Raw genomic sequence first — 25432 nt, 5'->3', positions numbered from 1 at the left:
CGCCCCGCATCACCCCACCCGAGCCGCCACGATGTCGCGCGCCAGCGTCCGGACCGCGCGGCTCGGCTCCGGCGACGTCCGGACCGCAAGGCCGATGCGGAGCGGCTCGACCGGATCCCGCAGCTCGAGCACCGCCCCGTCGTACCGCACCCCCGAGTCCGGGACGACCCCGACGCCGAGCCCGGCCGAGGCGAACCGGATCACGGCGGGCATGTCGTTCATCTCCGCGACGATGCGCCGACGGATGCCGAGCCGCTCGAGTGCTCCGTCGAGGATGATCCGGTTGCCGAACCCGTGCGCCGTGTCGACGAACGGCTCGTCGGCGAGTTCGGCGAGCGACACCGACGACCGGCCGGCGAGCGGGTGGTCCGACGCGGTGAACACCCGGAACGGCATCTCCCGCAGCGGCTCCACGACGACGCCGGCTGGCACGGTGGGCAGGCCCGTGTAGGCGATGTCGAGCCGCCCGGCGACCAGGTCCTGCACGAGGCCGGTCGTCCCCGACGGTGAGGTCATCAGCTCCACGGCGACGAGCGGGTGCTGCCGTCGGAACCGCTGCAGCACGCCCGTCAGGTCGACGATGTCCATGCTCGTGAAGATGCCGAGCCGCACCCGGCCGCGCAGGTCGGCGTCGTCGGCGGTGGCCAGGTCGCGCATCCGGTCGAGCGCATCGAGCACCGCGCGGGCGTGGGGGAGCAGGTCCTCGCCCGCGGGCGTCAGGACGAGCCGTCGGCTGGTGCGGTCGAAGAGCCGCACCCCGAAGCTCCGCTCGAGCGAGGCGATGCCCGCGGACACCGTGGACTGCGCGGCCCAGAGCCGTTCCGCCGCCCGGGTGACGCTGCCCTCGGCCGCGACGGTGACGAACTGTTCGAGCAGCCGGGTCTCCATCGTCCGAGTATCGAGCAGATCGATGGTGCACATCAAGCGCATCCGTTGGACTCGATGCTCTCTGAGCACGATCATCGGAGCATGTCAACCGTGACCGACACCCCGACGAGCACCGTCCCCGCCACCACCGCCGCTCCCGCATCCGCGAGCGACCGTGTCGTCGCCCCGCGCGGGCGCCGCGTCCACACCCGTCGGCGCCACGGTTTCGGGTTCTGGGCCGTCGCCTTCGCGTTCCTCGCGGTGATGGCCTTCGCGACCGTCCCCGCACCCCTCTACGTCATCTACCAGGCCCGCGACGGCTTCCCGACGTTCACCACGACGGTGATCTTCGCGGCGTACGGGGTGGGGGTCGTCGGGTCGCTGTACCTGGCGGGACACCTCAGCGACGTGCACGGACGCCGTCCGCTCATCCTGGTGTCGATCGCCCTCGAGCTCGTCGCAGCCGTGCTGTTCCTGCTCTGGAACGACGTCAGCGGCCTCATCGTCGCCCGGCTCGTGACCGGCCTCGGCGTCGCGACGCTGACGGCGACCGCGACGGCGCACCTCGGTGAGCTCCGGGTCCGTGCGACCGGGTCGAGCGACTCCGCGAAGGGCGCGAGCGTCGCCGCCGGAGCCGTGAACCTCGGTGGGCTGTCACTCGGCGCCCTGGTCGGTGGAGCGCTCGCCGAGTTCGTCGGGCAGCCCCTCATGGTCCCCTACGTGGTGTTCGTCATCGCGCTGGCGGTCGCGTTCGTGCTCGTGCTGGCCGCACCGGAGACGGTCGACCGCGCCGAGCAGCGCGTGGCCTACCGCCCGCAGCGCATGCAGGCTCCCGAGGGGCAGGGTGCTGCGTTCTGGGCCGCCGGTGCAGCCGCGTTCGCCGCGCTCGCCGTGCAGGGCCTCTTCACCTCGGTCGCGCCGAGCTTCCTCGGCACCACGTTCCACGTCACCGACCGCCTGGCCGCCGGAGCCACGACCTTCGGGGTCTTCGCCGCGAGCGCGCTGTCGCAGATCGTCTTCGCCCGACTGTCGCAGCGTGCGCAGATCCGGCTCGGCATGCTGCTCCTGGTCGTCGGACTGGTCGTCCTCGCCGTCGCCGCGGTCCTGCTGCAGGTCGCCGGGTTCATCGGCGGCGGGGTCGTCGCGGGAGCCGGCGTCGGCCTGCTGTTCCGCGCCGCGATCGGCAGCGCCGCAGCACTGGTCGGCCCGGAGCGTCGGGGCGGCGTGCTCGCCGCGACGTTCCTCATCGCCTACGCCGGGCTCACCGTGCCGGTCGTGGCCGTCGGGGCGGCGCTGCTGGTGATCCCGACGCTCCCCGTCCTCATCGGGTACGTGGTGCTCGTCGCCGTCCTGGCCGTCGTCGCCGGTACCCGGCTGGCCGCGCGCGCCTGACGCGTGGCGGGCCTCCCGTCCGCCCGTCGCATCCCGGAACCGGGTTCCGGACACCGACCCACGCGATCGCGCGGTGCCGTGTCCGGAACCCGGTTCCGTCGTGCGGTCGCACTCCCGGCATACTGGGCGCGTGCCCCGGAACAGCAACCGTCCCGTGATCACCGGCGTCGCGGCCGTGGTGGCCGTCGGTCTCCTCGCTGGCGGGTTGTTCCTGACGGCGCGGCAGGGCGCGGACGACCCGACCATCGGTGCCGGCGCGGCCTCACGGATGCCCAGCGACGCGCCGATCGCCTCCGGCGACGGCACCGTCACGATCACCCGCACCGGGCCGGACCTGCCCGGCGGCGCCGCCCTCGCACGGTGCGACTCCACGACCCAGGCGGCCGTCGCCCAGTACGACACCGAGGCGCTGGGCCGCGTCACCCTGCAGTGCGGCACCGCTGCCCAGGGCTACGAGCACATCCGGGTGCGGCACACCGCCGACTGGCGGGACGTCGTCACCGGGCACGGCTCCCGCGACTGGGACGACGCCATGCTCACCGCGGTGCAGACGGCGCTCGAGGACCCGCGCCCCGGGTTCCCGCTCGACGCCGGTGACGGCAAGGTCTGCTACGCCGCACCCGTCCGGTTCGACGACGGTTCACGCCCCGACGACGAGCCCTGGGTCAAGGTGATCGTCTCGGCCACCACCGACCGGGTGATCACGGCGTACCCCACGCGCACCGACGACTGCTGACCCGCCACCCGCGGACACCCGTTCTGCGACAGACCACGCGTCGATCACCTGGTGGATCGTCGCGAAGCCGGGGCGACCCCGGCTGACGCACACGTCCCTACGCGTGCACCTCGTACTCGTGCCGCCGGTGCGACACCGGCTCCAACTGGAACGTCGAGTGCTCCACCGGCACGTCGAAGTGCTCCGCCACGCACCGCTGCAGCTCGTCGAGGATCGCCGGGGCGTGCGCCGTCGAGAAGCAGTGGTCGTCGACGACCACGTGCGCGGTCAGGTTCGGCACCCCGGTCGCCACCAGCGTCGCGTGCAGGTCGTGCACCGCGATGACGTGGTCGAGCTCGAGGATGTGGCCACGGACGTCGTCGAGGTCGAGGCCCGGCGGCGTCGACTCGAGCAGCACGTTCGCCGTCTCGCGCAGCAGCCGGATCGCCCGGGGCAGGATGAGCAGGCCGATCAGGATCGCTGCGACGGAGTCCGCGCGCTCCCACCCGGTCAGCATCAGCACGATCGCGGCGATGATGACGGCGACCGAGCCGAGGGTGTCGTTGAGGACCTCGAGCCGGGCGGCGCGCGAGGTGAACCCTTCGCCCGAGGCCCGCAGCAGCACGGCGTAGGCCACCAGGTTGCCGACGAGTCCGACGATGCCGAAGACGAGCAGCGGCCCGGAGTGGATCTCCTCCGGCACGAACAGCCGCTGCACCGCCGAGATGATCACGTAGACCCCGACGGCGAGCAGGATCGCGGCCTGCGCGGTGGCCCCGAGGACCTCGGCCCGCTGGAATCCCCAGGTGCGCTGCGCGGTCGGCGTCCGGCGGGCGAGCCGTGTCGCGACGAGCCCGATGCCGAGTCCGCCGGTGTCGACGACCATGTGCCCGGCGTCGACGAGCAGCGCGAGCGAACCGGTGACCACGGCGCCGACGACCTCGGCGAGCAGGATGCCCGCCGAGATGCAGAACGCGATGAGCAGGGCGCGCTCCGAGGCGTGCCCGACGCCGTGCCCGTGGTCGTGTCCCATGTGCGACATCGTAGGGATCAGCACTGACGACATGCCAGGATCGAACCGTGAGCCGGTCGCCCTACGAGCTGTCCGCACCACCCGAGGTGCTGGCCCGGCTGCACCCCCGGCTCCGCACGTACTTCGGCCCCGTCCCGGCCGGTCACGTCGGCCGCGGCGAGGGCGTCTTCGACGTCGTCGGCACGCCGCGTCGGTGGCTCTGGCCGGTGCTCGCGGTGTTCGCCCGCGATTCCGTCGTGTTCCCGGTCTGGGAGCGGGATGTCCCCTTCACGGTCGAGAACCGCGCGGCTCGCGTCCGTCGTGGATCCGGTGCCGGCCTGGAGGCCCGCCCCGCCGTCCGCGCGCACCGCACCTTCCACTTCCGTTCCGGGGCCCGGACGATGGTGGACGCCATCACCGCCGAACCCGACGGCCTGGTCGACCACCTGGGTCGCCACGGGCGCGTCAGCGCCCGGCTCCGGGCGCAGGTCGACGCGGACGGTCCCGACGCGGGCGCCCTGCGCCTGGCCTCCACGCATGTGACGTTCCGGGTGCTGGGACGTGATCTGCGCCTCCCGGCCGCCCTGAGCCCGCGTGTGACGCTCGTGGAACGATTCGATGACGAAGCGGACGTGCAGCGCGTGTCCCTGGTGCTCGCGGCGCCGGTGCTCGGCACGCTGTACCGGTACGAGGGGGCGTTCCGGTACGAGATCGCGCCGGACACAGAACGGGGATGAGATGAGCGACCAGAAGGGCCGCGTCGTGATCGCGGGAGCGAGCGGCTTCGTGGGGCGGTACCTGCGGGACGCCTTCACGCAAGAGGGGTACCGGGTCGTCACCATCGGCCGGACCGGCGACGCCGTGTGGGGCAACACCATGCGCATCCGGGAACTCGTGGACGGCGCCGCCATGGTCGTGAACATGGCGGGCAAGAGCGTCAACTGCCGCTACGGCCGACGCAACCGCGCCGAGATCATGCGCTCACGCGTGGACACCACGCTCGAGCTCGCCGAGGCCATCCGCACGTCCGAGCGCCCGACGCCGCTGTGGATGAACGCCTCGACCGCGACGATCTACCGGCACGCCGACGACCGCCCGCAGGACGAGACGACGGGGGAGATCGGCGAGGGGTTCTCGGTCTCCGTGGCCCGTGCGTGGGAGGACGCCTTCTTCGGCGCCGACCTGCCCGGCACCCGCCGTGTGGCGCTCCGGATGGCGATCGTGTTCGGCGACGGCAGCGCGCTGCTGCCGCTCCTGCGGCTCGCGCAGGCCGGCCTCGGCGGGCCGCAGTACGACGGCCCGTGGGTGCCGACGCGCTCCCGGCTCCGCGCCGGCACGTACCACCACCACCGGCCCACCCACGGTCGGCAGCGCTTCAGCTGGGTGCACATCGCCGACGTCCTCGGGTCGATCCGGTTCCTCCGCGACCACCCGGAGATCGAGGGGCCGGTGAACGTCTCGAGCCCGAACCCGTCCGACAACCGCACCGTGATGGCGACCATCCGCGACGCCGTCGGACGCCGGTTCGGGGTGCCGACCTGGCGGTGGATGCTCGAACTCGGGTCGTTCGCGATCCGCACCGAGACCGAACTCGTGCTGAAGAGCCGGTGGGTGGTGCCGACCCGGTTGACCCAGGCGGGCTACGAGTTCCGGTACCCGCACCTGCGTGGGGCGCTCGCCGGGATCATCGCGGAGCGTCGCCAGCACCGGGGCTGAGTGCCGGGTCGAGATCGCGCGGACTGCCGCTCGCGATCGGTCCGGGCGGCACGTCGTGCGACCTCGGCGACACGACTGCGGCGGCGGCCGCGGTGGCCGGCCGCGGCCCGCGGTCCCGCGCCGGACGTGACGACCACAGCACGGCGGCCACGACGACGGCGCCGGCGAGCACCTCGACCAGGTCGGGCACCTCGCCGAAGGCCGCCCACGACGCGAGCACCCCGACCACGGGCACGAGCATCGAGAACGGCGCGACCGTGCTCGAGGGGTAGGTCGCCAGCAGTCGCGACCAGATGCCGTAGCCCACCAGGGTCGCGACGATCACGATGTAGAGCAGGCCGAGGTCGGCCGGCAGCGCCGCCGCAGTGAACGCGGAGCCGAGCGCGGTCCCGATGCGGTCCGGGCCCTCGACCACGAGCGACAGCACGGCCATCGGCACGGGTGGCACGACCGACCACCACAGGGTCAGGTGCAGCGGGTTCGCGGCCCCCGCCCGTCGGGTCGCGACGTTGCCGATCGCCCACCCGAGCGCACCGCACAGCGCGAGCACGACGGGCAGCAGCGCGGCGGTCTGCGACCGGTGCAGGGCGATCGCGCCCAGGGCGGCCACGGCGACGGTGACCCCGACGACCTGCCGGCCGGTCAGCCGCTCGCGCAGGAACACCCCGGCCAGCACCACCGTGAACGGCGCGGAGGCCTGCAGCACGAGCGAGGCCAATCCCGACGGCATCCCGGACGCAATGCTGAGGTACAGGAACGAGAACTGCAGCACACCGAGCCCGAGGCCGACGAGCAGCAGTCGCCCGAACGGGATCCGCGGTCGCGGCACGAACAGCAGCGTCGGGACCGCCAGGATCGTGAACCGCAGCGCTGCGAGCAGGAACGGGGGGAAGTGCTCGAGCGCGAGCGCCGTCGCGGGGAAGTTCAGTCCCCAGACCACGGCGACGACGACGGCGAGGAGGCGGTCTCGAGTGGTCATGCTCCCCATCGTCCTGGGCTCGACGTTGTAGGTCCATCGAAACCTTCACGATCCACGATGTAGGGTCCCTGCATGGTCGACTTCGACGTGCAGCTGCTGGCGGTCCTGCGGGAGCTCGCCGAGCGCGGCAGCGTCACGGCGGTCGCCGAGGCCACCCACCGCACGCCGAGCGCCGTCTCCCAGCAGCTGCAGACGCTGCAGCGGCAGGTCGGCGTCCCGCTGGTCGAACGCGTCGGGCGCGGCGTCCGGTTGACCCCGCACGGCGACGTGCTCGCGGGGCTGGCGTCCGGGGTCGCGACCGCGATCGCGCGGGTGGACGCCGCCTGGCAGGAACACCTCGGCGGCACGACCGGACCGGTGTCCCTGGCGATCTTCCCGTCCGCGGCGGAACTGCTGCTGCCCGGCGTGCTCACCCGGATGCAGGCGCACCCGGGCATCGCGCTGACCCTGGTCGACGTGGACGTCGGCGAAGGGGAGTTCGCACCGCTCGCGGCCGACCACGACGTGGTCGTCGGGCACCGGTCGGACGGCGTCCGCCCGGCGGACCAGGGATCGGTCGACACCGTGCCGCTGCTCCGCGAACCCCTCGACGTCGCCCTGCCGCCCGGGCACGCCCTGGCAGGCCGCGCACGCGTGGGCATCGACGAGGTCGTCGGGGAACGGTGGATCGGCGTGCCGGAGGGGTACCCGATCGACCGGGTGCTGCACGCGATGGCCGCGGCGACGGACACCCCGCCGAGCGTCGCGTTCCGCACGATCCACCTGCCGGTGATCGAGAACCTGGTTGCGGCCGGTCACGGCATCGCACTCGTCCCGCGGTACACGTCGGGGACACGGGCCGCCGGGCGCTTCCACCTGGCGGAGCTCGCCGACGTCCGTGCCGGACGCCGCATCGAGGCACTGGTCCGCCCCGACCGTGCCGTCCGTCCCGTGGTGCGCACCGTCCTGGAGGCGCTGGTCGCCGTGGCCCTGGACGTCACCACCTGAGACGGTGGCGCCCACTGCCGGGCGCACGCCGTGCCTCCAGGCCGCGCGTCAGCGCACCTGGAACGTCAGCGCACCTGGAACGTCAGCGCACCTGGAACGTCAGCGCCCCTGGAACGTCAGCGCACCTGGAACGGCGTGCCGAGCGGCAGGAGCTCCGCGAGGGCCGTGATGTCGTCGTTGTGCATGCGGATGCAGCCGTGCGAGGCGGCGGTGCCGATGCTCGACGTGTCGTCCGTGCCGTGCAGGCCGATCTGCCCGGGGCCACCGCCGAACGAGTTGAGCACGTCCGAGAACGCGGTCGTGCCGTACGCGTAGGGGCCGTAGCCCTCGTTGGTCGGCGCGAGCAGTTCGGTCAGGGCGTACCGGCCCGTCGGCGTCGGGGTGCCGCCGGTGCCGGTGGCGACGGGGTACCTGTCGACGACCTTGCCGGCCTTGTACAGGTCGAGGGTCTTCGTCGAGCGGGTGACGACGACCGCGTACGGGTCCTCGGACAGGGTGACGGCACTGGTCGGCACCCAGCCCGTGCTGCCGTTCGGGCGCTGTGCGAGCTGTACCTCGGCCCAACCGTCCTGCTGGTCGACGACCCGGAAGACGAGCGGGGCACCGGACGCCTGCGGGTTCACGAGGGTCTGCGTCGCCGTGCCGCCCGCGCTCGCGCTGACCGGGACGGACGCGCCGGTGACGGCGGCGACCGTGGTGCTGGCCGGAGCGTCGACCGCGTCGACGGGCGCTGCCGACCGGGTCGGCTCCGGCGTCGTCGTCGGGGCCGGCGTCGGTACCGCGACGGACCGGGTCGGTGTCGGTGCGGGCGCGGCTGACAGGGGACCGAGCGCGACGAACGCGACGGCCCCCGCACAGACGACGGCCACGGCGGCGGCGATCACAGTCGCACGCCGCCGTGGCTCGGTCGGGAGGATCGGCAAGATCAGCCCGTGAAGTTCGCCGTTCCGGGCACCGGGACGGCGACCGGTGCCGTGCCCGGGTCACCGGCAGCGGCCGGGTCGGCGATGAAGGAGCCGTCGGCCGAAGCGGTCTGGCTCGACGACCGGCCTTCGAGCGTGGCGGTGTACGCGCCGGCGCTCACGGCACCCTCGGGCAGGACCACCACGACGACGACGTCGCCCTCATCGTCCGCCACCGAAGCGTTGGTGCGGATCGAGTAGGTCTCGCCGCCCTGCGTGACGGTCGCGTCGACGGACTCGTTCGGGGCGAAGCCCGCACCGATCACCTGGAATCCGGTGAGGGTCTGCGAAACGCGCACGGATGTGGGCGCGTCGGCGGTCGCGGTGGGCTGCGGCGTGAAGTACGTCGTGGTGTCGTCGATGCGCAGCGCGGAGATCGAACCGCTGGCGTCGGCGGCGAGGGCCTGGCCGTTCGCCTCGAGCGGGGCGGCGAGGCTCTGCAGCTCGCTGCTGGGCAGCGCGCTCGGTGCCGGGGTGCCGTCGACGGTCGGGGCCGGGGTGGGCCCGTCGGTCGGAGCGGGCGTCTCGGTCGGCTCGGTCGTCGGCGGCGCCGTGGTGTCGGCGGCGACGTCGATGCCGACGTAGACGACGTACCCGACGACCTGCGCGTCGGCGGCCTCGAGGTCGGCGGTGAGCTCCGTCGTCGACTCGACCTCGCCGGTCGCGGGGTCGATCCAGTTGCTGGTGCCGTCGACGACGCCGACGCCGTCACCGGTCTCAGGTGCGTCCGTGGCGAAGACCACGGTCTGCGCGCTGGTGTCGCCGCCCTCCTGGACCGCGAGACCGAAGCTCGTCGCCCCGGTGGTCGTCATGCTGATGCCGGCTGCGAGGGCGGGGACGCTGCTCGCGGGCACGGGGGTGTTGAGGCCGCGGACCAGGCCGACGGCCTCGCCCTCGGAGACGGACAACCCGTCCTCGTCGAGCGTGGCGTGGTCGGTGATCGAACCGCCGCCGTCCAGGTCGGTCACGGACGCCCAGTACCACTGGTCGGTCAGCGGGAACGTGCCGGTCGGCGCGGCGGTGAAGTCGTCGGCCGAATCGGTCCAGGTGACGATGGCCGAAGCAGCGGTGTTCGTCACGAGGGCGGTCGAGACCGTCGGGACGAGGGCGGCGGAGACGCCGAGCACGGTGGCGCCGACGGCGGCCGCGGTGATGCGAGAACGAAGCACGGTGTGGAGATCCATCCGGTCGGTGGACAGGGTGCATCCACTGCGACGCCCCCCGTGCTGAGATGTACTCAGCACCACGAACCTATCGAACTGCTCAGGAATCCGCACCCCCCCAGGGACGCGGACCCGATGACGGACCGACGACTTCCGGCCGCCGGTCCGTCGTGCCCGTCGTGCTCAGACGTCGAGGTGGTCGACCAGCTCGTCCGCCAGGCCGGTGTACGTCGCGGGCGTCAGGTTGGTCAGCCGGGCCTTCGCGCCGTCGGAGATGTCCAGACGGTTCACGAACACGATGAGGTCCTGCTGGCTCACCCGCTTGCCCCGCGTGAGCTCCTTGAGCATCGCGTAGGGGTCCTCGATGTTCGACTGCCCGGCGGTGACCTCGGCGCGGATGACCGTCTGGATCGCCTCGGCGAGGACCTCCCAGTTGTGGTCGAGGTCGTCGGCGAGCTTGGCCTCGTTCACGGCGATCTCGCCCAGCCCGCGGCGCAGGTTGTCGAGCGCGAGCAGCGAGTGCCCGAACGCGACGCCGATGTTCCGCTGCGTGGTGGAGTCGGTCAGGTCGCGCTGCAGGCGGCTCGTCACGAGGGTCTCGGACAGCGTCGAGAAGAGCGCCGACGAGATCTCGAGGTTCGCCTCGGCGTTCTCGAACTTGATCGGGTTGATCTTGTGCGGCATCGTCGACGACCCGGTGGCACCCGCGACGGGGATCTGCGTGAAGTACCCCATCGAGATGTAGGTCCACACGTCGGTGGCCAGGTTGTGCAGGATCCGGTTGGCGTGACGCACCCGGTCGTAGAGCTCGGCCTGCCAGTCGTGCGACTCGATCTGCGTGGTGAGCGGGTTCCACGTCAGGCCGAGGCCCTCGACGAACTCGCGGGACAGCGCGGGCCAGTCGGCCTCGGGGTCCGCGGCGAGGTGTGCCGAGAACGTGCCGGTCGCGCCGGAGAACTTGCCGAGGTACTCGCCGCCCTCGATCTGGGCGAGCACGCGCTCGAGCCGGTACACGACGACCGCGAGCTCCTTGCCGAGCGTCGTCGGGGTGGCCGGCTGCCCGTGGGTGTGCGAGAGCATCGGCACGCTCTTCCGCTCGACGGCGAGCGTCCGGAGCTTCTCGAGCACGGCACGGAAGCCGGGGAGCCAGACCTGGTCGACGGTGTCCCGCACGGTGAGGGCGTAGGACAGGTTGTTGACGTCTTCGCTGGTGGCGGCGAAGTGGGTGAGCTCGGCGATCGCGTCGAGGCCGAGCTCGGACAGGCGGCGGCGCACGAAGTACTCGACGGCCTTGACGTCGTGACGGGTCGTCGCCTCGATCTCGGCGAGCTCCGCGATCTGGTCCTGGCCGAAGGTCGAGGCGATCGCGCGCAGTGCTGCCTTGTCGTCGACGCTGAGCGGCGAGGTGGTGAACATGGCGTGGTCGGTCAGGAAGATGAGCCACTCCACCTCGACCACGATGCGCGCGCGGTTGAGGCCGGCCTCGGAGAGGTGCTCGCCCACCGTGTGCACGATCGGGTAGTAGCGCCCGTCGAGCGGGCTGATCGGCTGCGGGGGAAGGGGGGTCATGGGGCTCCCTGACGGACTGCCGGCTCGAGCTGGTGGAAGAGCGCCCGGCAGGCCCGTTCGACGGTCGAGAGCACTCGGTCGAACTCGTGCCGGTCCGCGTAGTACGGGTCCGGCACGTCGGCCTGCTGGGGCCAGGCGGCGTCGTACCGCAACAGGAGCGTCACCTTGGCGGAGTCGTCCATGGTCGGGGCCCACGAACGCAGGATGCGCTCGTGGGAGCGGTCGAGTGCGACCACCAGGTCGAGGTCCGGGAACCGGTCCGGGTCGAACTGACGGGCGCGATGCCTGCTGCCATCGTATCCGCGCGCCGCCAGGGCTGCGATCGTGCGTTCGTCGGCGGGTTCGCCGACGTGCCAGTCGCCCGTGCCGGCCGACTCCACCTGGAACCGGTCGGCCAGACCGGCGTCCGCGGCGATCTGCGCGAACACGACACCGGCCATGGGGGAGCGGCAGATGTTGCCGCTGCAGACGAACGAGACGCGGAACGGGGCGTCGACGTCCTGGGTCATGAGCACATCATGACGCAGGGCGCCGGTCCTCCGCGAGGTCCGCCGGGGTCACGCCCGCTGGCGGTTGAGCACCGGGCGGGCGAAGAGCCCGATCAGCCAGGCGAAGACCGCGAGCACGAAGGCGCCGACGATGCCCCAGCCGAAGGAGTCGACCTCGAGCCCGAAGCCGAACGCCTCGGAGATGCCCGCGACGATGAGCAGCAGGACGGCGTTCACGACGAACGAGATGAGCCCGAGCGTGAGGATGTAGATCGGGAACGCCACGATCCGGATGAGCGTGCCGATCACCGCGTTCACGAGCCCGAACACGAACGCCACGAGCAGGAAGGTGAGGACGGTCGCAGTGGTCCCGCCGTCACCGAACGGCGTCACGGAGACGCCGCTGACGATGAGCGTGGTGAGCCAGAGCGCGAGGGCGTTGACGACGAGGCGGACGAGGAATCGCATGCGCCCATGATGCCCTCGCTTCCCCTCGTGGGTGCCGTGGGCCTGCCGGTAGCCTGGACCCGTGAGCGAGCAGCGTGTGCACATCCGGCCCGAGGTGGCCGTCCTCCCCGCGTACAAGCAGGGGCGACAGGCGTCCGACTCCGCCTTCAAGCTCTCGAGCAACGAGAACCCGTTCCCGCCGCTCCCCGGGGTCGTCGAGGCCGTGCAGGCCCAGACCTCGTACAACCGGTACCCCGACGCCACCGCCCTGGCCCTGCGCGCCGTGCTGGCCAACCGCTTCGGACTGTCCGCCGAGCAGGTGCACGTCGCCCCGGGCAGTGTCGCGATCCTGCACGAGCTCGCCCGCGCGACCTCGGGTCCGGGCGACGAGATCGTCTACGCGTGGCGCTCGTTCGAGGCGTACCCCGGGGTCGTCACGGTCGCCGGCGCCACGAGCGTGCAGGTGCCGAACCGCGCGGACGGCGGGCACGACCTCGACGTCATGGCCGCCGCCGTCACCGAGCGCACCCGCATGGTGCTCGTCTGCTCGCCGAACAACCCGACGGGGCCGACCGTGACCGCTGCGGAGTTCGACGCGTTCATGGCCGCGGTGCCGCAGTCGGTGCTGGTCGTGCTCGACGAGGCATACGCGGAGTTCGTCACCGACGAGGCCGCCGTGCACGGCCACCCGCTGCTCGCCGCGCACCCGAACCTCGTGGTCCTCCGCACCTTCTCGAAGGCGTACGGACTCGCCGGCCTCCGGATCGGCTACGCGCTCGGTCCGGACTACGTGCTCGACGCCGTCCGTGCCTGCGCGATCCCACTGTCCGTGACCGCGCAGGGACAGGCGGCGGCGCTCGCCAGCCTGGAACGCGAGGACGAACTGCTCGAACGCGTGACCGAGATCGCGACCCTGCGCGACCGGATCGTGCTCGAGCTCCGGGCCCAGGGCTGGGACGTCCCCGACGCGCAGGGCAACTTCCTCTGGCTGCCGACGGGCGAGCGGACCGTCGCCGCGGCGGCGGCGTTCGAGGACGCCGGCATCATCGTCCGGGCCTTCCCGCCAGAGGGCATCCGCATCTCGATCGGCGAGCACGAAGCTGTGGAAACGCTCCTCCAAACAGCCCGCTCACTTGTGGGGGACCTCCAGGTGGCCGACTAGTGCCTGGCGCTACGCTGACCGGCATGTCATTCCGCGCCGCGGCTCCCGCGACGACCACCGTCCGGCTCCTCGACCCCCAGGGTCGGTTCGTGGAGACCGACGAGAACGCCGAGTTCGCCGCCGCCGCGCGGGCGATCCCGGACGAGACCCTGCTGGCGATGCACCGCCGCATGGTGCTCACCCGTCGGTTCGACCACGCCGGCCACAACCTCCAGCGCACCGGCCAGCTCGGCCTGTGGGTGCCCAGCCACGGGCAAGAGGCGGCACAGACCGGCTCGGCCTTCGCCCTGCGCGCCCAGGACCACGTGTTCCCGTCCTACCGTGAGCACGCCGTCACCATGCACCGCGGCGTCGAGCCGATGGAGATCATCGCGATGTACCGCGGGCAGACCCACGGCGGGTGGGACCCGGACCAGCGCGGCAACACGCACATCTCCACCCTGGTGATCGGCTCGCAGACCCTGCACGCCACCGGGTACGCGCTCGGCCAGAAGCTCGACGGCGACGTCGGCACGGGCGACCCGGACCGCGACGCCTGCTCCATCGTCTACTTCGGCGACGGTGCGACGAGCCAGGGCGACGTGAACGAGGCGTACGTGTTCTCGGCGTCCACCGGGGCACCGGTCGTCTTCTTCCTGCAGAACAACCACTGGGCGATCTCGGTGCCGGTGTCGGTGCAGTCCCCCACGCCGCTCGTCGACCGCCCGCGCGGCTTCGGGATCCCGAGCGTCCTGATCGACGGCAACGACATCCTCGCGTCCTACACCGCCTCCGTCGTCGCGACCGAGCACGCGCGCAGCGGCCAGGGGCCGGCCTTCATCGAGGCCGACACCTACCGCATCGGTGCGCACACCAGCTCCGACGACCCGAGCCGGTACCGTGCCGACGGCGAGCTCGAGGAGTGGGTCCTGCGCGACCCGATCGTCCGATCCGAGGCGTACCTGCGCTCGAAGGGCGCCACGGACGAGCAGTTCGCCGCGTTCGACGAAGAGGGCGAGGACATCGCCGCCGACGTCCGTCGCCGCACGGTCGCCCTGACCGCACCGTCCGTCGACGTGATGTTCGACAACGTGTACCGCGAACCGCACCCGCGGATCGCCGAGCAGAAGGCCTGGCTCACCCAGTACGAGGCCGGCTTCGAAGGGGGCGCCCACGCATGAGCACCACCGAGCAGCTCTTCGACTACACCCTGCGCTCCCACCCGGGTGCCGGCGAGGTCCCGAGCGACCCCACCCCGACCCTGCCGATGGCCAAGGCCCTCAACGCCGGACTCGCCGCGGCCATGGAAGCGGACGACAAGGTCCTGCTGATGGGCGAGGACATCGGCCAGCTGGGCGGCGTGTTCCGCATCACCGAGGGCCTGCAGGACCGCTTCGGCGCCGAGCGCGTGCGGGACACCCCGCTCGCCGAGGCCGGCATCATCGGCACCGCGATCGGCCTCGCGCTGCGCGGCTACCGCCCGGTCGTCGAGATCCAGTTCGACGGCTTCGTGTGGCCCGGCTTCGACCAGATCACCTCGCAGCTCGCCAAGATGGCGAACCGGCTGCCGGCGCACATGTCGCTGCCCGTCGTGATCCGCATCCCCTACGGTGGCCACATCGGCGCCGTGGAGCACCACCAGGAATCCCCCGAGGCGTACTTCGCGCACACCCCGGGCCTGCGGGTCGTCAGCCCGAGCACCCCGAACGACGCCTACTGGATGATCCAGGAAGCCATCGCGTCGAAGGACCCGGTGATCTTCCTCGAGCCGAAGTCCCGCTACTGGCCCAAGGGCCAGGTGGACCTCGTCGACGGCCACGTCCCGATGCACACGACCCGCGTCGCCCGCACCGGCACCGAGGTCACCCTGGTCGGGCACGGCGCGATGGTCGCCACCCTGATGCAGGCCGCCGAGCTCGCCGAGTCCGAGGGCACGAGCTGCGAGGTCATCGACCTCCGCTCGATCTCGCCCATCGACTGGGAGCCGATCCTCACCTCGGTCCGCAAGACCGGTCGCCTGGTCATCGCGCAGGAGGCCTCCGGCTTCGTCAGCGTCGGCAGCGAGATCGCCGCCACGGTCGCCGAGAAGGCGTTCTACACGATGCAGGCGCCGCCGCTGCGGGTGTCCGGGTTCGACGTGCCGTTCCCGGTCTCGAAGTTGGAGCACCTGCACCTGCCGGACGCCGACCGCATCCTCGAGGCCGTCGACCGCGCCCTCGCCTACTGACCCGTCCGACCGAGGACCCGTCCGACCGAGCTCGACCAGATCCACGAAGGAGCCGTAGTGGCCGCCGCCGAATTCCCCCTGCCCGACGTGGGTGAAGGTCTCACCGAGGCCGAGATCGTGCAGTGGCGCGTCGCGATCGGGGACGAGATCGCTGTCGACCAGGTGCTCGTCGAGATCGAGACCGCGAAGTCGCTCGTCGAGCTGCCCTCGCCGTTCGCCGGCACCGTCACGGGTCTGCTCGTGTCCGAGGGTGACACGGTCGAGGTCGGCAAGCCGATCATCCGCGTCGACTCGGACGCCTCGGTCGCGTCCGGTGCGGCTCTTACGCCGCCTGCGGGACAGCCTGTCGAGCAGCCTGGAGGCGCGGCGCCCGTCGCCGAGACCGCACCCGTCTCGCCGGTGGTCGCGGCCACCCCGCCAGCACCCGCAGCGCCGTCGGCGCCGGTCGCGCAGACCCCGCCCGCTCCGGCGCGCGCTGCTGCCCCCGCTCCGGTCGCGCCTGCCCCGGCTGCGGCGCCGGTCCAGCCGGTCGCCGTCGACGCCTCCGTCCAGGGCACCGACGAGTCCTCCGGCGCCGTCCTCGTCGGCTACGGCTCGGCGACCTCGTCGCCCTCCCGTCGCAAGCCGGGCGCCCGCCGGGCCGCAGCGCTCGCGGCCGAGGCGAGTCGCGCCTCCAGTGTGGACACCGCCGCGGCGGCCGAAGCATCCGTCGACCCGGGTGAGGAAAGCACCGCCGAGGCGATCTCCGCGCTCGGCTCGGGGTCCGGTCGCAAGCAGAGCGCCGCGACCAACGTGCTGGCGAAGCCGCCGATCCGGAAGCTCGCGAAGGACCTCGGCGTCGAACTGACCGAGATCGTCGCGACCGGTCTGGCCGGCGAGGTCACCCGCGACGACGTCATCCGGCACGCGAAGCAGGCCAGCGTCTTCCGGAACATCGAGACGCCCGAGTGGGGCGAGGTCCGCAGCGAGACGATCCCGGTCAAGGGCGTCCGCAAGGCCATCGCGACGGCGATGACGACGTCCGCGTTCACGGCACCCCACGTGTCGCTGTTCGTCGACGTCGACGCGACCCACACGATGGAGTTCGTCAAGCGGCTCAAGGCCTCGCCGACGTTCGCCGGCGTCAAGGTCTCACCGCTGCTGATCGTCGCGAAGGCCGTCATCTGGGCCGTCCGCCGCAACCGCTCGGTGAACTCGACCTGGACCGACCGCGAGATCATCGTCCACCACTTCGTGAACCTCGGCATCGCCGCGGCGACCCCGCGCGGGCTCATCGTGCCGAACATCAAGGACGCGCAGGACATGTCGCTGCTCGAGCTGGCGCAGGCCCTCGAGGAGCTCACCCTGACCGCCCGCGACGGCAAGACCACGCCGAAGCAGATGGCGAACGGCACGGTGTCGATCACGAACATCGGTGTGTTCGGCATGGACACCGGGACCCCGATCCTCAACCCGGGCGAGGTCGCGATCGTCGCCATGGGCACGATCAAGCCGAAGCCGTGGGTCGTCGACGGCGAGGTCCGGTCGCGCATGGTGACCACCATCGGTGCCTCGTTCGACCACCGGGTCGTCGACGGTGACGTGGCGTCCCGCTTCGTGCACGACGTCGCCTCGGTGCTCGAGGAGCCCGCGCTCCTGCTCGACTGAGCGCCGGTCAGGGGCTGTCTCGGCGGTCGTTCTGCTTCGTGAGCGGAAATGGTCGAGTTGCTCCGAGCGACTCGACCATTCCTGCTCACCATCTGCGGGCTTCCGCAAACGTCGCGTGGTGTTCACACGGATGTCGGGGGTCGGCGGCATGATCGGTGCATGGTCCACCAGCTCCTGACCCCCTCGCAGGAGATCCGAACGGATCGCCTCCTGCTCGCCCCGCTGACCCCGGCCGACATCGACGACGTGCATGCGCTCTTCGCGGACGCCCGCACGTGGCAGCACCTGCCCACGGGTCGGCACGTGGCGCGGAGCTCGAGCGTGGACATGGTGCAGCGCAAGATCGGCGGTCGTGCGCGCCACGGCCTCGGGTCCTGGGCGGTCCGCAGCGCCTCCGACCACGCCTTCGTCGGTGTCGGTGGGGTCGACATGACCGCCGGTGGGGTCTGGAACCTCGGCTACCGCCTGGCGCCCGCGGCATGGGGGCAGGGCTTCGCGTCCGAGATCGCCCTGGCTGCCGTCCGTGCCGCCGCCGACACTGCTCCTGACGTCCCGGTGACCGGCCGGGTGCTCACGAACAACCCTGCTTCTGCAGCCGTGCTGCGTCGTGCCAGGCTGTCACTGGTGTGGCAGGGGGCTCCGGCCGCGCAGAACCGTGCGGCCGCCGGCGTCGACGGGCAGGTCTGGACCGATCGGCTGCTCTCCGACGAGCAGTTCGCCTGGCTCGTCGCCAACGCCTGAGCACCGTCTCCGCCCTTCGTCACCGCGCACGTTGGTCTTCCCGGCCTGACTCGCTACTGTGATGGGAACTGGTCATGTCCGCGCATGACCACCGCCCAGGACCAGCAACGGAGCACGAGGGACGCATGACGAGCCGCATCACCGAGGGTGCCGAACCGAAGCACCAGCAGTTGCGGCGCATCCTGCTCGACCTCGTCACCACGCGCCTGGCTCCCGGTGTCGCGATCCCGTCCGAACGTCAGCTCATCGCCGAGTACGGCGTCTCGCGGATCACCGTGCGTGAAGCCCTCGGGCAGCTGGTCAACGAGGGCTACCTGGAGCGCGTCCGCGGCAAGGGCACCTTCGTGGCACACCGGCCCGTGCAGTCGACGCTGCACCTCGCCTCGTTCACCGAGGAGATGCGGGCGATGGGACACGAGCCGACCACCGTGGTGCTCGTGCGCGAGGAACGCGTGCCGCCGGCCGACACCGCCGCGGCCCTGCGCATCGAGCCGGACGTGCCGGCCTTCCACGTGAAGCGCCTGCGGATGGCCGACGGTGCCCCGGTGTCGATCGACGACGCCTGGCTCGTGGCCGATGCGTTCCCGGGCCTGCTCGACCACGACCTGTCCGGGTCGGTGTACTCGATCATCGCCACGGAGTACGGCACCCCGATCGACCGCGCGCAGCAGACCGTCGCGGCGAACCCGGCGGCCGACGACGTCGCGACGTTGCTCGGGACGAAGACCGGCGCGCCGGTGCTCGAGTTCGACCGGGTGTCGTACGCCGGGGAACGACCCGTGGAGCACACCCGCAGCTGGTACCGCTCGGACCGCTACCGCGTGCAGATGGAGGTCACCGCGACCCCCGCGGTCGCGTAGCCGCCGAGCAACGCGAAAGCGACCGTGTCCTGCGGTTGTTCTGCAGCACGCGGTCGCTCTCGAAGGGGGAAGTGGCCTCAGACCTCGAAGAGGATGTCGCCGTCGAGCACCGTGGTGCCGACCGTCCCCTGGTCGACGCTGTCCGGCGTCGAGCCGAGCACGACGACCGGGCAGATCGGCGAGTACCCGGCGGCCGAGATCACCGAGGGGGTGAACCGGACGACGGGGTCACCGGCGGTGACGGTGTCGCCCTCGGTCGCGAGGAGCTCGAAGCCTTCGCCCGACAGCTTCACGGTGTCGATGCCGACGTGCACCAGGACGTCGGTGCCGGCGGCGCCCTGCAGGGCGAACGCGTGGGGGTGCAGCTTGACGATGGTGCCGTCGACCGGGGCCACCGCGGTGACCGCGCCATCGACGCCCGTCGGGTCGACCGCGACGCCGGCACCGACGAGCTGCCCGGCGAACACCGGGTCGGGCACGTCGGCGAGGGCGACGACCGGGCCGCCGAACGGCGTGCGGACGACGGTCACAGTTCGTCCTGGATGTCCTGGGCGAGGTTGTCGGCGACCGTGCCGACGATGACCTGCCAGCCGGTGCCGCCGCCGATCACGGCCTGGGCTCCGGCTGCCTGCAGGGCGGCCTTGTCGACCAGGTCCCCGTCCTCGACCTCGACGCGGAGGCGCGTGATGCAGCCCTCGACCTCTTCGATGTTCTCGGCACCGCCGAGTGCGGCGATGATGTCGGCTGCCTTGATGTCGGCCATCGTTTCCTCCTCGTTAAGGGTTTGCGTCGCGGGTTGACACCGGACCGCTCGCGGATCAGACTACGGAACTGGTCATGACCGGACAGGACCGGACCTGGCGACACCGCCGAGGTTACCTGCGCTGGCTGCACGACTCAACTCACCCCGACAGCTCCACCCAATGACGAGAGGACCTCCGATGAGCGCCACCACTGCCACGGATGTGCCGGAGAAGAAGAAGCCGAAGAAGCAGTCACGGCTGTTCGCGCAGGCCCAGCGCCTCGGACGGAGCCTGCTCCTGCCGATCGCGGTCATGCCCGCAGCGGGCATCCTGAACCGCATCGGCCAGCCGGACCTCCTCGGCGCGATCCCCGGCTTCGAGACCGGCGCGGGTGTCATCTCGGCCGCCGGCCAGGCGATCTTCACCTGGCTCCCGCTGCTGTTCGCGGTGGGCATCGCGATCGGGTGGGCCAAGAAGTCGGACGGCACCACCGCGCTCGCGGCGGTCGTCGGCTACATGGTCATGTACGAGGTGTTCGCCGTGATGTCGCCGGTCGTCCTGGCGGGGGTCAAGAACGCCAACGGCGAGCAGGCCACGATCAACTACGGCGTGCTCGGCGGCATCGTGATGGGGCTCGTCTCCGCTGTGATGTGGGAGAGGTTCCACCGCACGAAGATGCCCGACTTCCTCGGGTTCTTCTCGGGCCGCCGCCTCGTCCCGATCCTCACCGCTGCTGCTGGTCTCGTCATCGCCGTCGCGATGTCCTTCGTGTACCGCTACTTCGACATCGCGCTGACGGCAGCCGGCACCGCGGTCGCCGACAACGCCGTGATCGGCGGCGGCATCTTCGGGTTCGCGAACCGCATGCTCATCCCGATCGGGCTGCACCAGCTGCTCAACTTCTTCCCGTGGTTCCAGCTCGGCAGTTTCACCAACGCGGCCGGCGACCTCGTGCACGGTGACATCCCGCGCTTCCTCGCGGGCGATCCGACCGCCGGCATCTTCCAGACCGGCTTCTTCCCGATCATGATGTTCGCGCTGCCCGCCGGTGCCCTGGCGATCTGGCGCAACGCCAAGCCGCAGAACCGCAAGCTCGTCGGCGGCATCATGATCTCCGCCGCACTGACCTCGTTCGTCACGGGCATCACCGAGCCGCTCGAGTACTCGTTCATGTTCGTCGCGTTCCCGCTGTACATCATCCACGCGGTGCTCACGGGTACCTCGCTCGCGCTGGTGAACGCCCTCGGGATCCACGACGGGTTCTCGTTCTCGGCCGGCGCGATCGACTACGTGCTGAACTTCGGCAAGGCGGACGGAGCGATCTGGCTCATCCCGATCGGCCTCGGCTACGCGGTCGTCTACTACTTCCTGTTCAGTTTCGTGATCAAGAAGTGGAACCTCCGCACGCCCGGGCGTGAAGAGGACACGATCGCCGAGAACACGATCGACGCGGCCACCAAGCCGTAGACGCGAGCGTCTCCGAACGGGAGGCCCGGTGCCAGCTGGCACCGGGCCTCCCGTCCGTCTCCCGGTCGCGCTGAGAGCCCTCATAGCGGTTTTGACAATCGTTATCAGTAGGCGTTAGCGTCGTGCCATGCACAACCGCCTCCTCGCCCTCCCGCTCGTCGCCGGAGCCGCCGCGCTCGCCCTGACCGGGTGCGCCACCTCGTCCGCCTCGGGGGAGGCCAGCGGTGACGGCACGATCAACGTCGTCGCCTCCACGAACGTCTACGGCTCGATCGTCAAGACCATCGGTGGCGACGCCGTCACCGTGACGAGCATCCTGAGCGACCCGTCGCAGGACCCGCACTCGTTCGAGTCGAGCGCCCGCACGCAGCTCTCCGTGTCGAAGGCCGACCTGCTCATCGAGAACGGTGGCGGCTACGACGACTTCATGACGACGCTCGCGAACGCCTCGGACACCACGGCCGACACGATCAACGTCGTGAAGCTCTCCGGCCTCGACGAGGGCGGGAGTGCCGAGTTCAACGAGCACGTCTTCTACAGCTACCCGACGATGGTGAAGCTGGTCGAGGCGGTCACGAAGGACCTCAGCGCGCTCGACGAGAGCGGCAAGGACGCCTTCGAGAAGAACGCCGCCACGCTCACCACCGAGCTCGAGGACCTCGAGTCCCAGACCGCCGCCGTCAAGAAGCAGGACTCCGGCGACAAGGTCGCGTACACCGAGCCGGTGCCCGGGTACCTGTTCGACGCGATGGGGCTCGAGAACGAGACCCCGCCGGACTTCTCCGAGGCCATCGAGGAAGGCGACGACGTCCCGCCGGCGGCCCTCCGCGACACCCTCGCGCTGTTCACCGGCAAGCGCGTGCAGCTGCTCGCCTACAACAACCAGGCGTCGAGCCCCGAGACCGAACAGGTCCAGAAGGCGGCCGAGCAGAACGACATCCCCGTCGTCGGTGTCACGGAGACGCTCCCCGAGGGGCAGGATTACGTCTCGTGGCAGCAGGCGAACATCGACGCGGTGAAGGCAGCGCTCCAGAAGTGACGACCTCGACCGCACCAGCGGCGACCCCCGGCCCGGCGACCACCACGGTGGACGACCGGGCTGCGGCTCGTCCGGTCCTCGCGCTCCGCGACGCCGGGTTGTCCTACGGTGCCCGGAAGCTCTGGGCAGGCCTCGACCTCGACCTCGCGCCGGGGGAGTTCGTCGCGGTCCTCGGCCCGAACGGAGCCGGCAAGACCTCACTGCTCCGTACCGTCCTCGGGCAGCAGCGGTTGACGAGCGGCACGATGTCGTTCCTCGGGCAGCCGGTGCACCGCGGCCACCGGAAGATCGGCTACATCCCGCAGCAGCGGTTGATGGAGGCGGGCACGCCCCTGCGCGCGCGCGACATGGTCGCCCAGGGCGTGACCGGGCACCGGTGGGGCATCCGACGGGCCTCGAAGGCCGACCGGATGCGGATCGACCGCGTGCTCGACGAGGTCGGAGCCACCGCCTTCGCGGACGCCCCCGTCGCCGAGCTCTCCGGCGGCGAGCAGCAGCGCACCCGCGTCGGCCAGGCCATCGCCGCCGACCCCGCCCTGCTGCTGTGCGACGAACCGCTCATCTCGCTCGACCTGCGGCACCAGCGCGGGATCACCGAGCTCATCGACCGTGAGCGCCGGCAGCGCGAGGCCGCCGTGCTCTTCGTGACCCACGACGTGAACCCGATCCTCGACGTCGTCGACCGGGTGCTCTACATCGCCGGGGGCAGGTTCCGGATCGGTTCGCCGGACGAGGTCTTGCGCGCAGACGTGCTGAGCGACCTGTACGGCACGCCCGTCGACGTCGTCCGCACCATGGGACGCATCGTCATCGTCGGCGCGAACGAGGCCCACGAGCACCACCCGGGCGAGGTCGACCCGCACGCCGACCAGCGGGACGAAGGGCGCATCTGATGGACCTGCTGTCGACCGTCTTCTCGTTCCAGGACTACGGCGAGCTCCTCGTGCTCGTGCAGAACTCGATCTGGGCCGGCGCGGTGCTCGGCATCGTCGGCGGGCTCATCGGCCCGTTCGTCGTCGCCCGGAACATGCCGTTCGCCGTGCACGGCATCTCGGAGCTCTCGTTCGCCGGGGCCAGCGCCTCGCTGCTGCTCGGGGTGAACGTCGTCTCCGGCTCACTCGTCGGGTCGGTGATCGCCGCCCTGCTCATCGGCGTCCTCGGGTCACGTGCCCGGGAACGCAACTCGATCATCGCCGTCCTCATGCCGTTCGGCCTCGGGCTCGGCATCCTCTGCCTGGCGCTCTACAAGGGCCGGGCGGCCAACAAGTTCGGGTTGCTCACGGGGCAGATCGTCTCGGTCGACAACCCGCAGCTGACGTTCCTGATCGTGGTCGCCGCGATCGTCGTGGCCACGCTGCTCGTCATCTGGCGCCCGCTGATGTTCGCCTCGGTCGACCCCGACGTGGCCGCGGCCGCGGGGATCCCGGTGCGGACCCTCGCGATCGTGTTCATGCTCGTGCTCGGACTGGCCACCGCCGTGTCGGTGCAGATCGTCGGTGCGTTGCTCGTGCTGTCCCTGCTCGTCACCCCGGCGGCCGCGGCCCTGCGGCTCAGCTCGCACCCGGTCGTCGTGCCGGTGCTGTCGACGGTGTTCGCGGTGACGTCGGTCGTCGGTGGCATCCTGCTCGCACTGGGCGGCGGCCTGCCGATCAGCCCGTACGTGACGACGATCTCGTTCGCGATCTGGGTGGTCTGCCGGATCATCGGGTCGCGACGCGACGGGCGGGGACGCAACCGCGTCGCCGGCCGGGCCCAGCGTGGCGGGGGCGAGCCGGGCCTCCAGACAGGGACGACGTCGACAGCCGGTCGGAAGGAAGAGGTGTCAGCATGAACGCCGTGCAGAAGACCAAGCGGAACACGTGGCAGCGCGAAGCGGTGCGTGGCGCCCTCGACTCCACCGAGGGGTTCGTCAGCGCGCAGGCGCTGCACCAGCACCTGCGGGACGAGGGCTCGACCATCGGTCTGGCCACGGTCTACCGGGCGCTCGCCGACCTGGCCACCGAGGGCGACGCCGACTCGCTGCAGCAGGACGGCGAATCGCTGTACCGGGCGTGCACGACGGACGCGCACCACCACCACCTGATCTGCCGCAACTGCGGCCGGACCGTCGAGATCGAGGCGGACCCGGTGGAGCAGTGGGCGCAGGACGTCGCCGCCGCCAACGGGTTCACCAACGCCAGCCACGTCGTCGACATCTTCGGCGAGTGCGCCGTCTGCACGGCAGCCCGCGCGACCGCCACCACCGACGAGTAACCTGCCCCGCATGCACGTCATCCTGGTCCCCGGGTTCTGGCTCGACGCGAGCGCGTGGGACGACGTCGCCCCCGTGCTCCGCGAAGCCGGGCACTCGGTGCAGGCGGTGACCCGTGACGGCGACACGCTCGACGAGCAGGTCGCCGCGCTGGTCGCAGTCCTGGACGACGTCGCGTCGGCCGACGAACCCGTCGTCCTCGCCGGTCACTCGGGTGCCGGGCCGATCGCGTACATGGCTGCCGACCAGCGCCCGTCCCTCGTCGCGCACCTGCTCTACGTCGACACGTTCCCGGGGCCCGAGGGCGGGTGCGTGAACGACGAGCTGCCCGTGGTCGACGGGGTCGTGCCGCTGCCGTCGTGGGACATCTGGGAACCCGCCACCGTCCGGGGCATGACGCCCGAGATTCGGCAGGACGTCGAGCACCGGGCGATCCCCGAGCCGGCCTCGGTGCCGTCGGACCGGTTCCACTACGCCGACCCGGCACGGCACACGATCCCCGCGACGATCATCACCTGCGAGATCCCCGCCGCCGAGCTGCTGGCGATGGTGGCGGACCACCAGGCCTGGGCGGCCGAGCTCGTCGCGACCGAGGAACTCTCCATCGTCGGGCTCGAGACCGGCCACTGGCCGATGTTCACGGCGCCGCAGCAGCTCGGCGAGCTGATGGTGCAGGCGCTCGCGCCCAAGCCGACGCAGGCGCCGTAGGCACCGCACACCGGGCGCGCGGCGTCGTCGTCGTCGCCGTCGAGTGCGCAGAAGGCGTCGGGTCCGCCTCCGGCACCCGGTGTCTCCTGCACACTCGAACGCCGGAGGGGCCGACCACGCGGGTGCGTGAGCGGCCCCGTCCGGCCGCCACGCGCCTCCAGGCCTGGCGGCGCGGCTTGCGACACGCCCGGTCCTCGCGTAACGTGGACCCCTGGTTCTCCGCGTCCGCGCGGCGGACCCGTTGTTCCAAGCCCTCCGACCGTCGCGAACGCCGCGGTCGCGCGGTGTCCGGCTCTCCTTCGACAGGGGAT

At 71.5% G+C, this 25432-nt stretch carries 27 protein-coding genes; 17 read left to right on the top strand and 10 right to left on the bottom strand.

The window, feature by feature from the left end; genetic code table 11:
• Positions 1 to 9: 9 nt before the first annotated feature.
• Positions 10 to 921, bottom strand: a complete 912-nt coding sequence (locus tag H7A73_RS12370; protein WP_182066227.1) for a LysR family transcriptional regulator — start codon at positions 919 to 921, stop codon at positions 10 to 12.
• A gap of 48 nt (positions 922 to 969) precedes the next feature.
• Here H7A73_RS12370 and H7A73_RS12365 point away from each other — a divergent pair, with 48 nt between their 5' ends.
• Together H7A73_RS12365 and H7A73_RS12360 are read left to right on the top strand one after the other, a co-directional pair.
• A complete protein-coding gene (locus H7A73_RS12365) occupies positions 970 to 2259 on the top strand; it encodes an MFS transporter (RefSeq protein WP_182066226.1) in 1290 nt (429 codons plus the stop codon).
• Between the two features lie 130 nt (positions 2260 to 2389).
• Positions 2390 to 2995, top strand: a complete 606-nt coding sequence (locus H7A73_RS12360; protein WP_182066225.1) for a hypothetical protein — start codon at positions 2390 to 2392, stop codon at positions 2993 to 2995.
• Between the two features lie 97 nt (positions 2996 to 3092).
• Here H7A73_RS12360 and H7A73_RS12355 read toward each other — a convergent pair whose 3' ends face one another.
• A complete protein-coding gene (locus H7A73_RS12355; protein ID WP_182066224.1) occupies positions 3093 to 4007 on the bottom strand; it encodes a cation diffusion facilitator family transporter in 915 nt (304 codons plus the stop codon).
• Between the two features lie 47 nt (positions 4008 to 4054).
• Here H7A73_RS12355 and H7A73_RS12350 point away from each other — a divergent pair, with 47 nt between their 5' ends.
• The gene (locus tag H7A73_RS12350; protein WP_182066223.1) at positions 4055 to 4723 is read left to right on the top strand and encodes a DUF4166 domain-containing protein; all 669 of its coding nucleotides are present in this window, start codon (positions 4055 to 4057) and stop codon (positions 4721 to 4723) included.
• Position 4724: 1 nt separating this feature from the next.
• Positions 4725 to 5702 carry an epimerase gene (locus H7A73_RS12345; protein WP_182066222.1) on the top strand — a complete coding sequence of 326 codons (978 nt, stop codon included), beginning with the start codon at positions 4725 to 4727 and terminating at the stop codon, positions 5700 to 5702.
• Here H7A73_RS12345 and H7A73_RS12340 read toward each other — a convergent pair.
• Complete coding sequence (locus H7A73_RS12340; RefSeq protein ID WP_182066221.1) at positions 5671 to 6681, bottom strand: EamA family transporter; 1011 nt, start codon at positions 6679 to 6681, stop codon at positions 5671 to 5673. The two genes, H7A73_RS12345 and H7A73_RS12340, sit on opposite strands and share 32 nt — an antisense overlap.
• 72 nt (positions 6682 to 6753) lie before the next feature.
• Between H7A73_RS12340 and H7A73_RS12335 the strand changes: the two genes are divergently transcribed.
• The gene (locus H7A73_RS12335) at positions 6754 to 7668 is read left to right on the top strand and encodes a LysR family transcriptional regulator (protein WP_182066220.1); all 915 of its coding nucleotides are present in this window, start codon (positions 6754 to 6756) and stop codon (positions 7666 to 7668) included.
• A 116-nt stretch (positions 7669 to 7784) separates the two neighbouring features.
• On the opposite strand, the gene H7A73_RS12330 is transcribed toward H7A73_RS12335, so the two are convergent.
• The 5 genes from H7A73_RS12330 to H7A73_RS12310 all read right to left on the bottom strand — a co-directional run bounded on the left by H7A73_RS12330 (position 7785) and on the right by H7A73_RS12310 (position 12318).
• The gene (locus tag H7A73_RS12330; RefSeq protein ID WP_182066219.1) at positions 7785 to 8552 is read right to left on the bottom strand and encodes a L,D-transpeptidase family protein; all 768 of its coding nucleotides are present in this window, start codon (positions 8550 to 8552) and stop codon (positions 7785 to 7787) included.
• A 41-nt stretch (positions 8553 to 8593) separates the two neighbouring features.
• Positions 8594 to 9799, bottom strand: coding sequence for a hypothetical protein (locus tag H7A73_RS12325; protein WP_182066218.1), 1206 nt, complete (start codon positions 9797 to 9799; stop codon positions 8594 to 8596).
• A gap of 177 nt (positions 9800 to 9976) precedes the next feature.
• The gene (gene purB, locus H7A73_RS12320; RefSeq protein ID WP_182066217.1) at positions 9977 to 11362 is read right to left on the bottom strand and encodes an adenylosuccinate lyase; all 1386 of its coding nucleotides are present in this window, start codon (positions 11360 to 11362) and stop codon (positions 9977 to 9979) included.
• Complete coding sequence (locus H7A73_RS12315) at positions 11359 to 11871, bottom strand: low molecular weight protein-tyrosine-phosphatase (RefSeq protein ID WP_017886476.1); 513 nt, start codon at positions 11869 to 11871, stop codon at positions 11359 to 11361. Before H7A73_RS12315 ends, purB begins: the two co-directional genes overlap by 4 nt.
• Before the next feature lie 48 nt (positions 11872 to 11919).
• The gene (locus H7A73_RS12310; RefSeq protein ID WP_182066216.1) at positions 11920 to 12318 is read right to left on the bottom strand and encodes a phage holin family protein; all 399 of its coding nucleotides are present in this window, start codon (positions 12316 to 12318) and stop codon (positions 11920 to 11922) included.
• Between the two features lie 61 nt (positions 12319 to 12379).
• Here H7A73_RS12310 and H7A73_RS12305 point away from each other — a divergent pair, with 61 nt between their 5' ends.
• The 6 genes from H7A73_RS12305 (at position 12380) to H7A73_RS12280 (ending at position 18913) form a co-directional block, all read left to right on the top strand.
• A complete protein-coding gene (locus H7A73_RS12305) occupies positions 12380 to 13459 on the top strand; it encodes a histidinol-phosphate transaminase (protein WP_182066215.1) in 1080 nt (359 codons plus the stop codon).
• A gap of 23 nt (positions 13460 to 13482) precedes the next feature.
• The gene (locus tag H7A73_RS12300; RefSeq protein ID WP_182066214.1) at positions 13483 to 14619 is read left to right on the top strand and encodes a thiamine pyrophosphate-dependent enzyme; all 1137 of its coding nucleotides are present in this window, start codon (positions 13483 to 13485) and stop codon (positions 14617 to 14619) included.
• Positions 14620 to 14705: 86 nt separating this feature from the next.
• On the top strand, positions 14706 to 15665 hold the full coding sequence (locus H7A73_RS12295) for an alpha-ketoacid dehydrogenase subunit beta (RefSeq protein ID WP_247737432.1): 960 nt from the start codon (positions 14706 to 14708) through the stop codon (positions 15663 to 15665).
• Positions 15666 to 15722: 57 nt separating this feature from the next.
• Entirely contained in the window at positions 15723 to 17312 is a 1590-nt protein-coding gene (locus H7A73_RS12290; protein ID WP_182066213.1) for a dihydrolipoamide acetyltransferase family protein, read from the top strand.
• 159 nt (positions 17313 to 17471) lie between these two features.
• A complete protein-coding gene (locus H7A73_RS12285; protein WP_182066212.1) occupies positions 17472 to 18053 on the top strand; it encodes a GNAT family N-acetyltransferase in 582 nt (193 codons plus the stop codon).
• A gap of 125 nt (positions 18054 to 18178) precedes the next feature.
• Positions 18179 to 18913 carry a GntR family transcriptional regulator gene (locus tag H7A73_RS12280; protein WP_182066211.1) on the top strand — a complete coding sequence of 245 codons (735 nt, stop codon included), beginning with the start codon at positions 18179 to 18181 and terminating at the stop codon, positions 18911 to 18913.
• 77 nt (positions 18914 to 18990) lie between these two features.
• On the opposite strand, the gene H7A73_RS12275 is transcribed toward H7A73_RS12280, so the two are convergent.
• On the bottom strand, positions 18991 to 19443 hold the full coding sequence (locus H7A73_RS12275) for a PTS glucose transporter subunit IIA (RefSeq protein ID WP_182066210.1): 453 nt from the start codon (positions 19441 to 19443) through the stop codon (positions 18991 to 18993).
• Complete coding sequence (locus H7A73_RS12270) at positions 19440 to 19676, bottom strand: PTS transporter subunit EIIB (protein ID WP_027464959.1); 237 nt, start codon at positions 19674 to 19676, stop codon at positions 19440 to 19442. Before H7A73_RS12270 ends, H7A73_RS12275 begins: the two co-directional genes overlap by 4 nt.
• Before the next feature lie 178 nt (positions 19677 to 19854).
• Between H7A73_RS12270 and H7A73_RS12265 the strand changes: the two genes are divergently transcribed.
• From H7A73_RS12265 to H7A73_RS12240, 6 genes are all read left to right on the top strand, one after another.
• Positions 19855 to 21123 carry a PTS transporter subunit EIIC gene (locus tag H7A73_RS12265; RefSeq protein WP_182066209.1) on the top strand — a complete coding sequence of 423 codons (1269 nt, stop codon included), beginning with the start codon at positions 19855 to 19857 and terminating at the stop codon, positions 21121 to 21123.
• A 127-nt stretch (positions 21124 to 21250) separates the two neighbouring features.
• Positions 21251 to 22162, top strand: coding sequence for a metal ABC transporter solute-binding protein, Zn/Mn family (locus H7A73_RS12260; protein WP_182066208.1), 912 nt, complete (start codon positions 21251 to 21253; stop codon positions 22160 to 22162).
• 47 nt (positions 22163 to 22209) lie between these two features.
• On the top strand, positions 22210 to 23055 hold the full coding sequence (locus H7A73_RS12255) for a metal ABC transporter ATP-binding protein (protein WP_182066244.1): 846 nt from the start codon (positions 22210 to 22212) through the stop codon (positions 23053 to 23055).
• Positions 23055 to 23993 (top strand): metal ABC transporter permease, encoded by a 939-nt coding sequence (locus tag H7A73_RS12250; protein WP_182066207.1) that lies wholly within the window; start codon positions 23055 to 23057, stop codon positions 23991 to 23993. The genes H7A73_RS12255 and H7A73_RS12250 overlap by 1 nt, the downstream gene beginning before the upstream one ends.
• A complete protein-coding gene (locus H7A73_RS12245) occupies positions 23990 to 24415 on the top strand; it encodes a Fur family transcriptional regulator (protein ID WP_182066206.1) in 426 nt (141 codons plus the stop codon). Before H7A73_RS12250 ends, H7A73_RS12245 begins: the two co-directional genes overlap by 4 nt.
• Before the next feature lie 10 nt (positions 24416 to 24425).
• Positions 24426 to 25121, top strand: a complete 696-nt coding sequence (locus H7A73_RS12240) for an alpha/beta fold hydrolase (RefSeq protein WP_182066205.1) — start codon at positions 24426 to 24428, stop codon at positions 25119 to 25121.
• The last annotated feature ends 311 nt before the right edge of the window (positions 25122 to 25432 follow it).

This window comes from Curtobacterium sp. ME12, from assembly GCF_903970855.1.
Classification (GTDB): domain Bacteria; phylum Actinomycetota; class Actinomycetes; order Actinomycetales; family Microbacteriaceae; genus Curtobacterium; species Curtobacterium poinsettiae_A.
Note: the sequence above shows the minus strand (reverse complement) of the source record. Positions and strands in the feature narration are given on the sequence as shown.

What these genes read in the sequence shown, in the direction of transcription:
- H7A73_RS12245 (WP_182066206.1), top strand. Translation starts at nt 23,990, where the DNA reads ATGAACGCCGTGCAGAAGACCAAGCGGAACACGTGGCAGCGCGAAGCG.
- H7A73_RS12240 (WP_182066205.1), top strand. Translation starts at nt 24,426, where the DNA reads ATGCACGTCATCCTGGTCCCCGGGTTCTGGCTCGACGCGAGCGCGTGG.
- H7A73_RS12270 (WP_027464959.1), bottom strand. Translation starts at nt 19,676, where the DNA reads ATGGCCGACATCAAGGCAGCCGACATCATCGCCGCACTCGGCGGTGCC.
- H7A73_RS12335 (WP_182066220.1), top strand. Translation starts at nt 6,754, where the DNA reads ATGGTCGACTTCGACGTGCAGCTGCTGGCGGTCCTGCGGGAGCTCGCC.
- H7A73_RS12310 (WP_182066216.1), bottom strand. Translation starts at nt 12,318, where the DNA reads ATGCGATTCCTCGTCCGCCTCGTCGTCAACGCCCTCGCGCTCTGGCTC.
- H7A73_RS12370 (WP_182066227.1), bottom strand. Translation starts at nt 921, where the DNA reads ATGTGCACCATCGATCTGCTCGATACTCGGACGATGGAGACCCGGCTG.
- H7A73_RS12315 (WP_017886476.1), bottom strand. Translation starts at nt 11,871, where the DNA reads ATGACCCAGGACGTCGACGCCCCGTTCCGCGTCTCGTTCGTCTGCAGC.
- H7A73_RS12340 (WP_182066221.1), bottom strand. Translation starts at nt 6,681, where the DNA reads ATGACCACTCGAGACCGCCTCCTCGCCGTCGTCGTCGCCGTGGTCTGG.
- H7A73_RS12260 (WP_182066208.1), top strand. Translation starts at nt 21,251, where the DNA reads ATGCACAACCGCCTCCTCGCCCTCCCGCTCGTCGCCGGAGCCGCCGCG.
- H7A73_RS12345 (WP_182066222.1), top strand. Translation starts at nt 4,725, where the DNA reads ATGAGCGACCAGAAGGGCCGCGTCGTGATCGCGGGAGCGAGCGGCTTC.
- purB (WP_182066217.1), bottom strand. Translation starts at nt 11,362, where the DNA reads ATGACCCCCCTTCCCCCGCAGCCGATCAGCCCGCTCGACGGGCGCTAC.
- H7A73_RS12250 (WP_182066207.1), top strand. Translation starts at nt 23,055, where the DNA reads ATGGACCTGCTGTCGACCGTCTTCTCGTTCCAGGACTACGGCGAGCTC.
- H7A73_RS12265 (WP_182066209.1), top strand. Translation starts at nt 19,855, where the DNA reads ATGAGCGCCACCACTGCCACGGATGTGCCGGAGAAGAAGAAGCCGAAG.
- H7A73_RS12365 (WP_182066226.1), top strand. Translation starts at nt 970, where the DNA reads ATGTCAACCGTGACCGACACCCCGACGAGCACCGTCCCCGCCACCACC.
- H7A73_RS12300 (WP_182066214.1), top strand. Translation starts at nt 13,483, where the DNA reads ATGTCATTCCGCGCCGCGGCTCCCGCGACGACCACCGTCCGGCTCCTC.
- H7A73_RS12285 (WP_182066212.1), top strand. Translation starts at nt 17,472, where the DNA reads ATGGTCCACCAGCTCCTGACCCCCTCGCAGGAGATCCGAACGGATCGC.
- H7A73_RS12280 (WP_182066211.1), top strand. Translation starts at nt 18,179, where the DNA reads ATGACGAGCCGCATCACCGAGGGTGCCGAACCGAAGCACCAGCAGTTG.
- H7A73_RS12295 (WP_247737432.1), top strand. Translation starts at nt 14,706, where the DNA reads ATGGCCAAGGCCCTCAACGCCGGACTCGCCGCGGCCATGGAAGCGGAC.
- H7A73_RS12355 (WP_182066224.1), bottom strand. Translation starts at nt 4,007, where the DNA reads ATGGGACACGACCACGGGCACGGCGTCGGGCACGCCTCGGAGCGCGCC.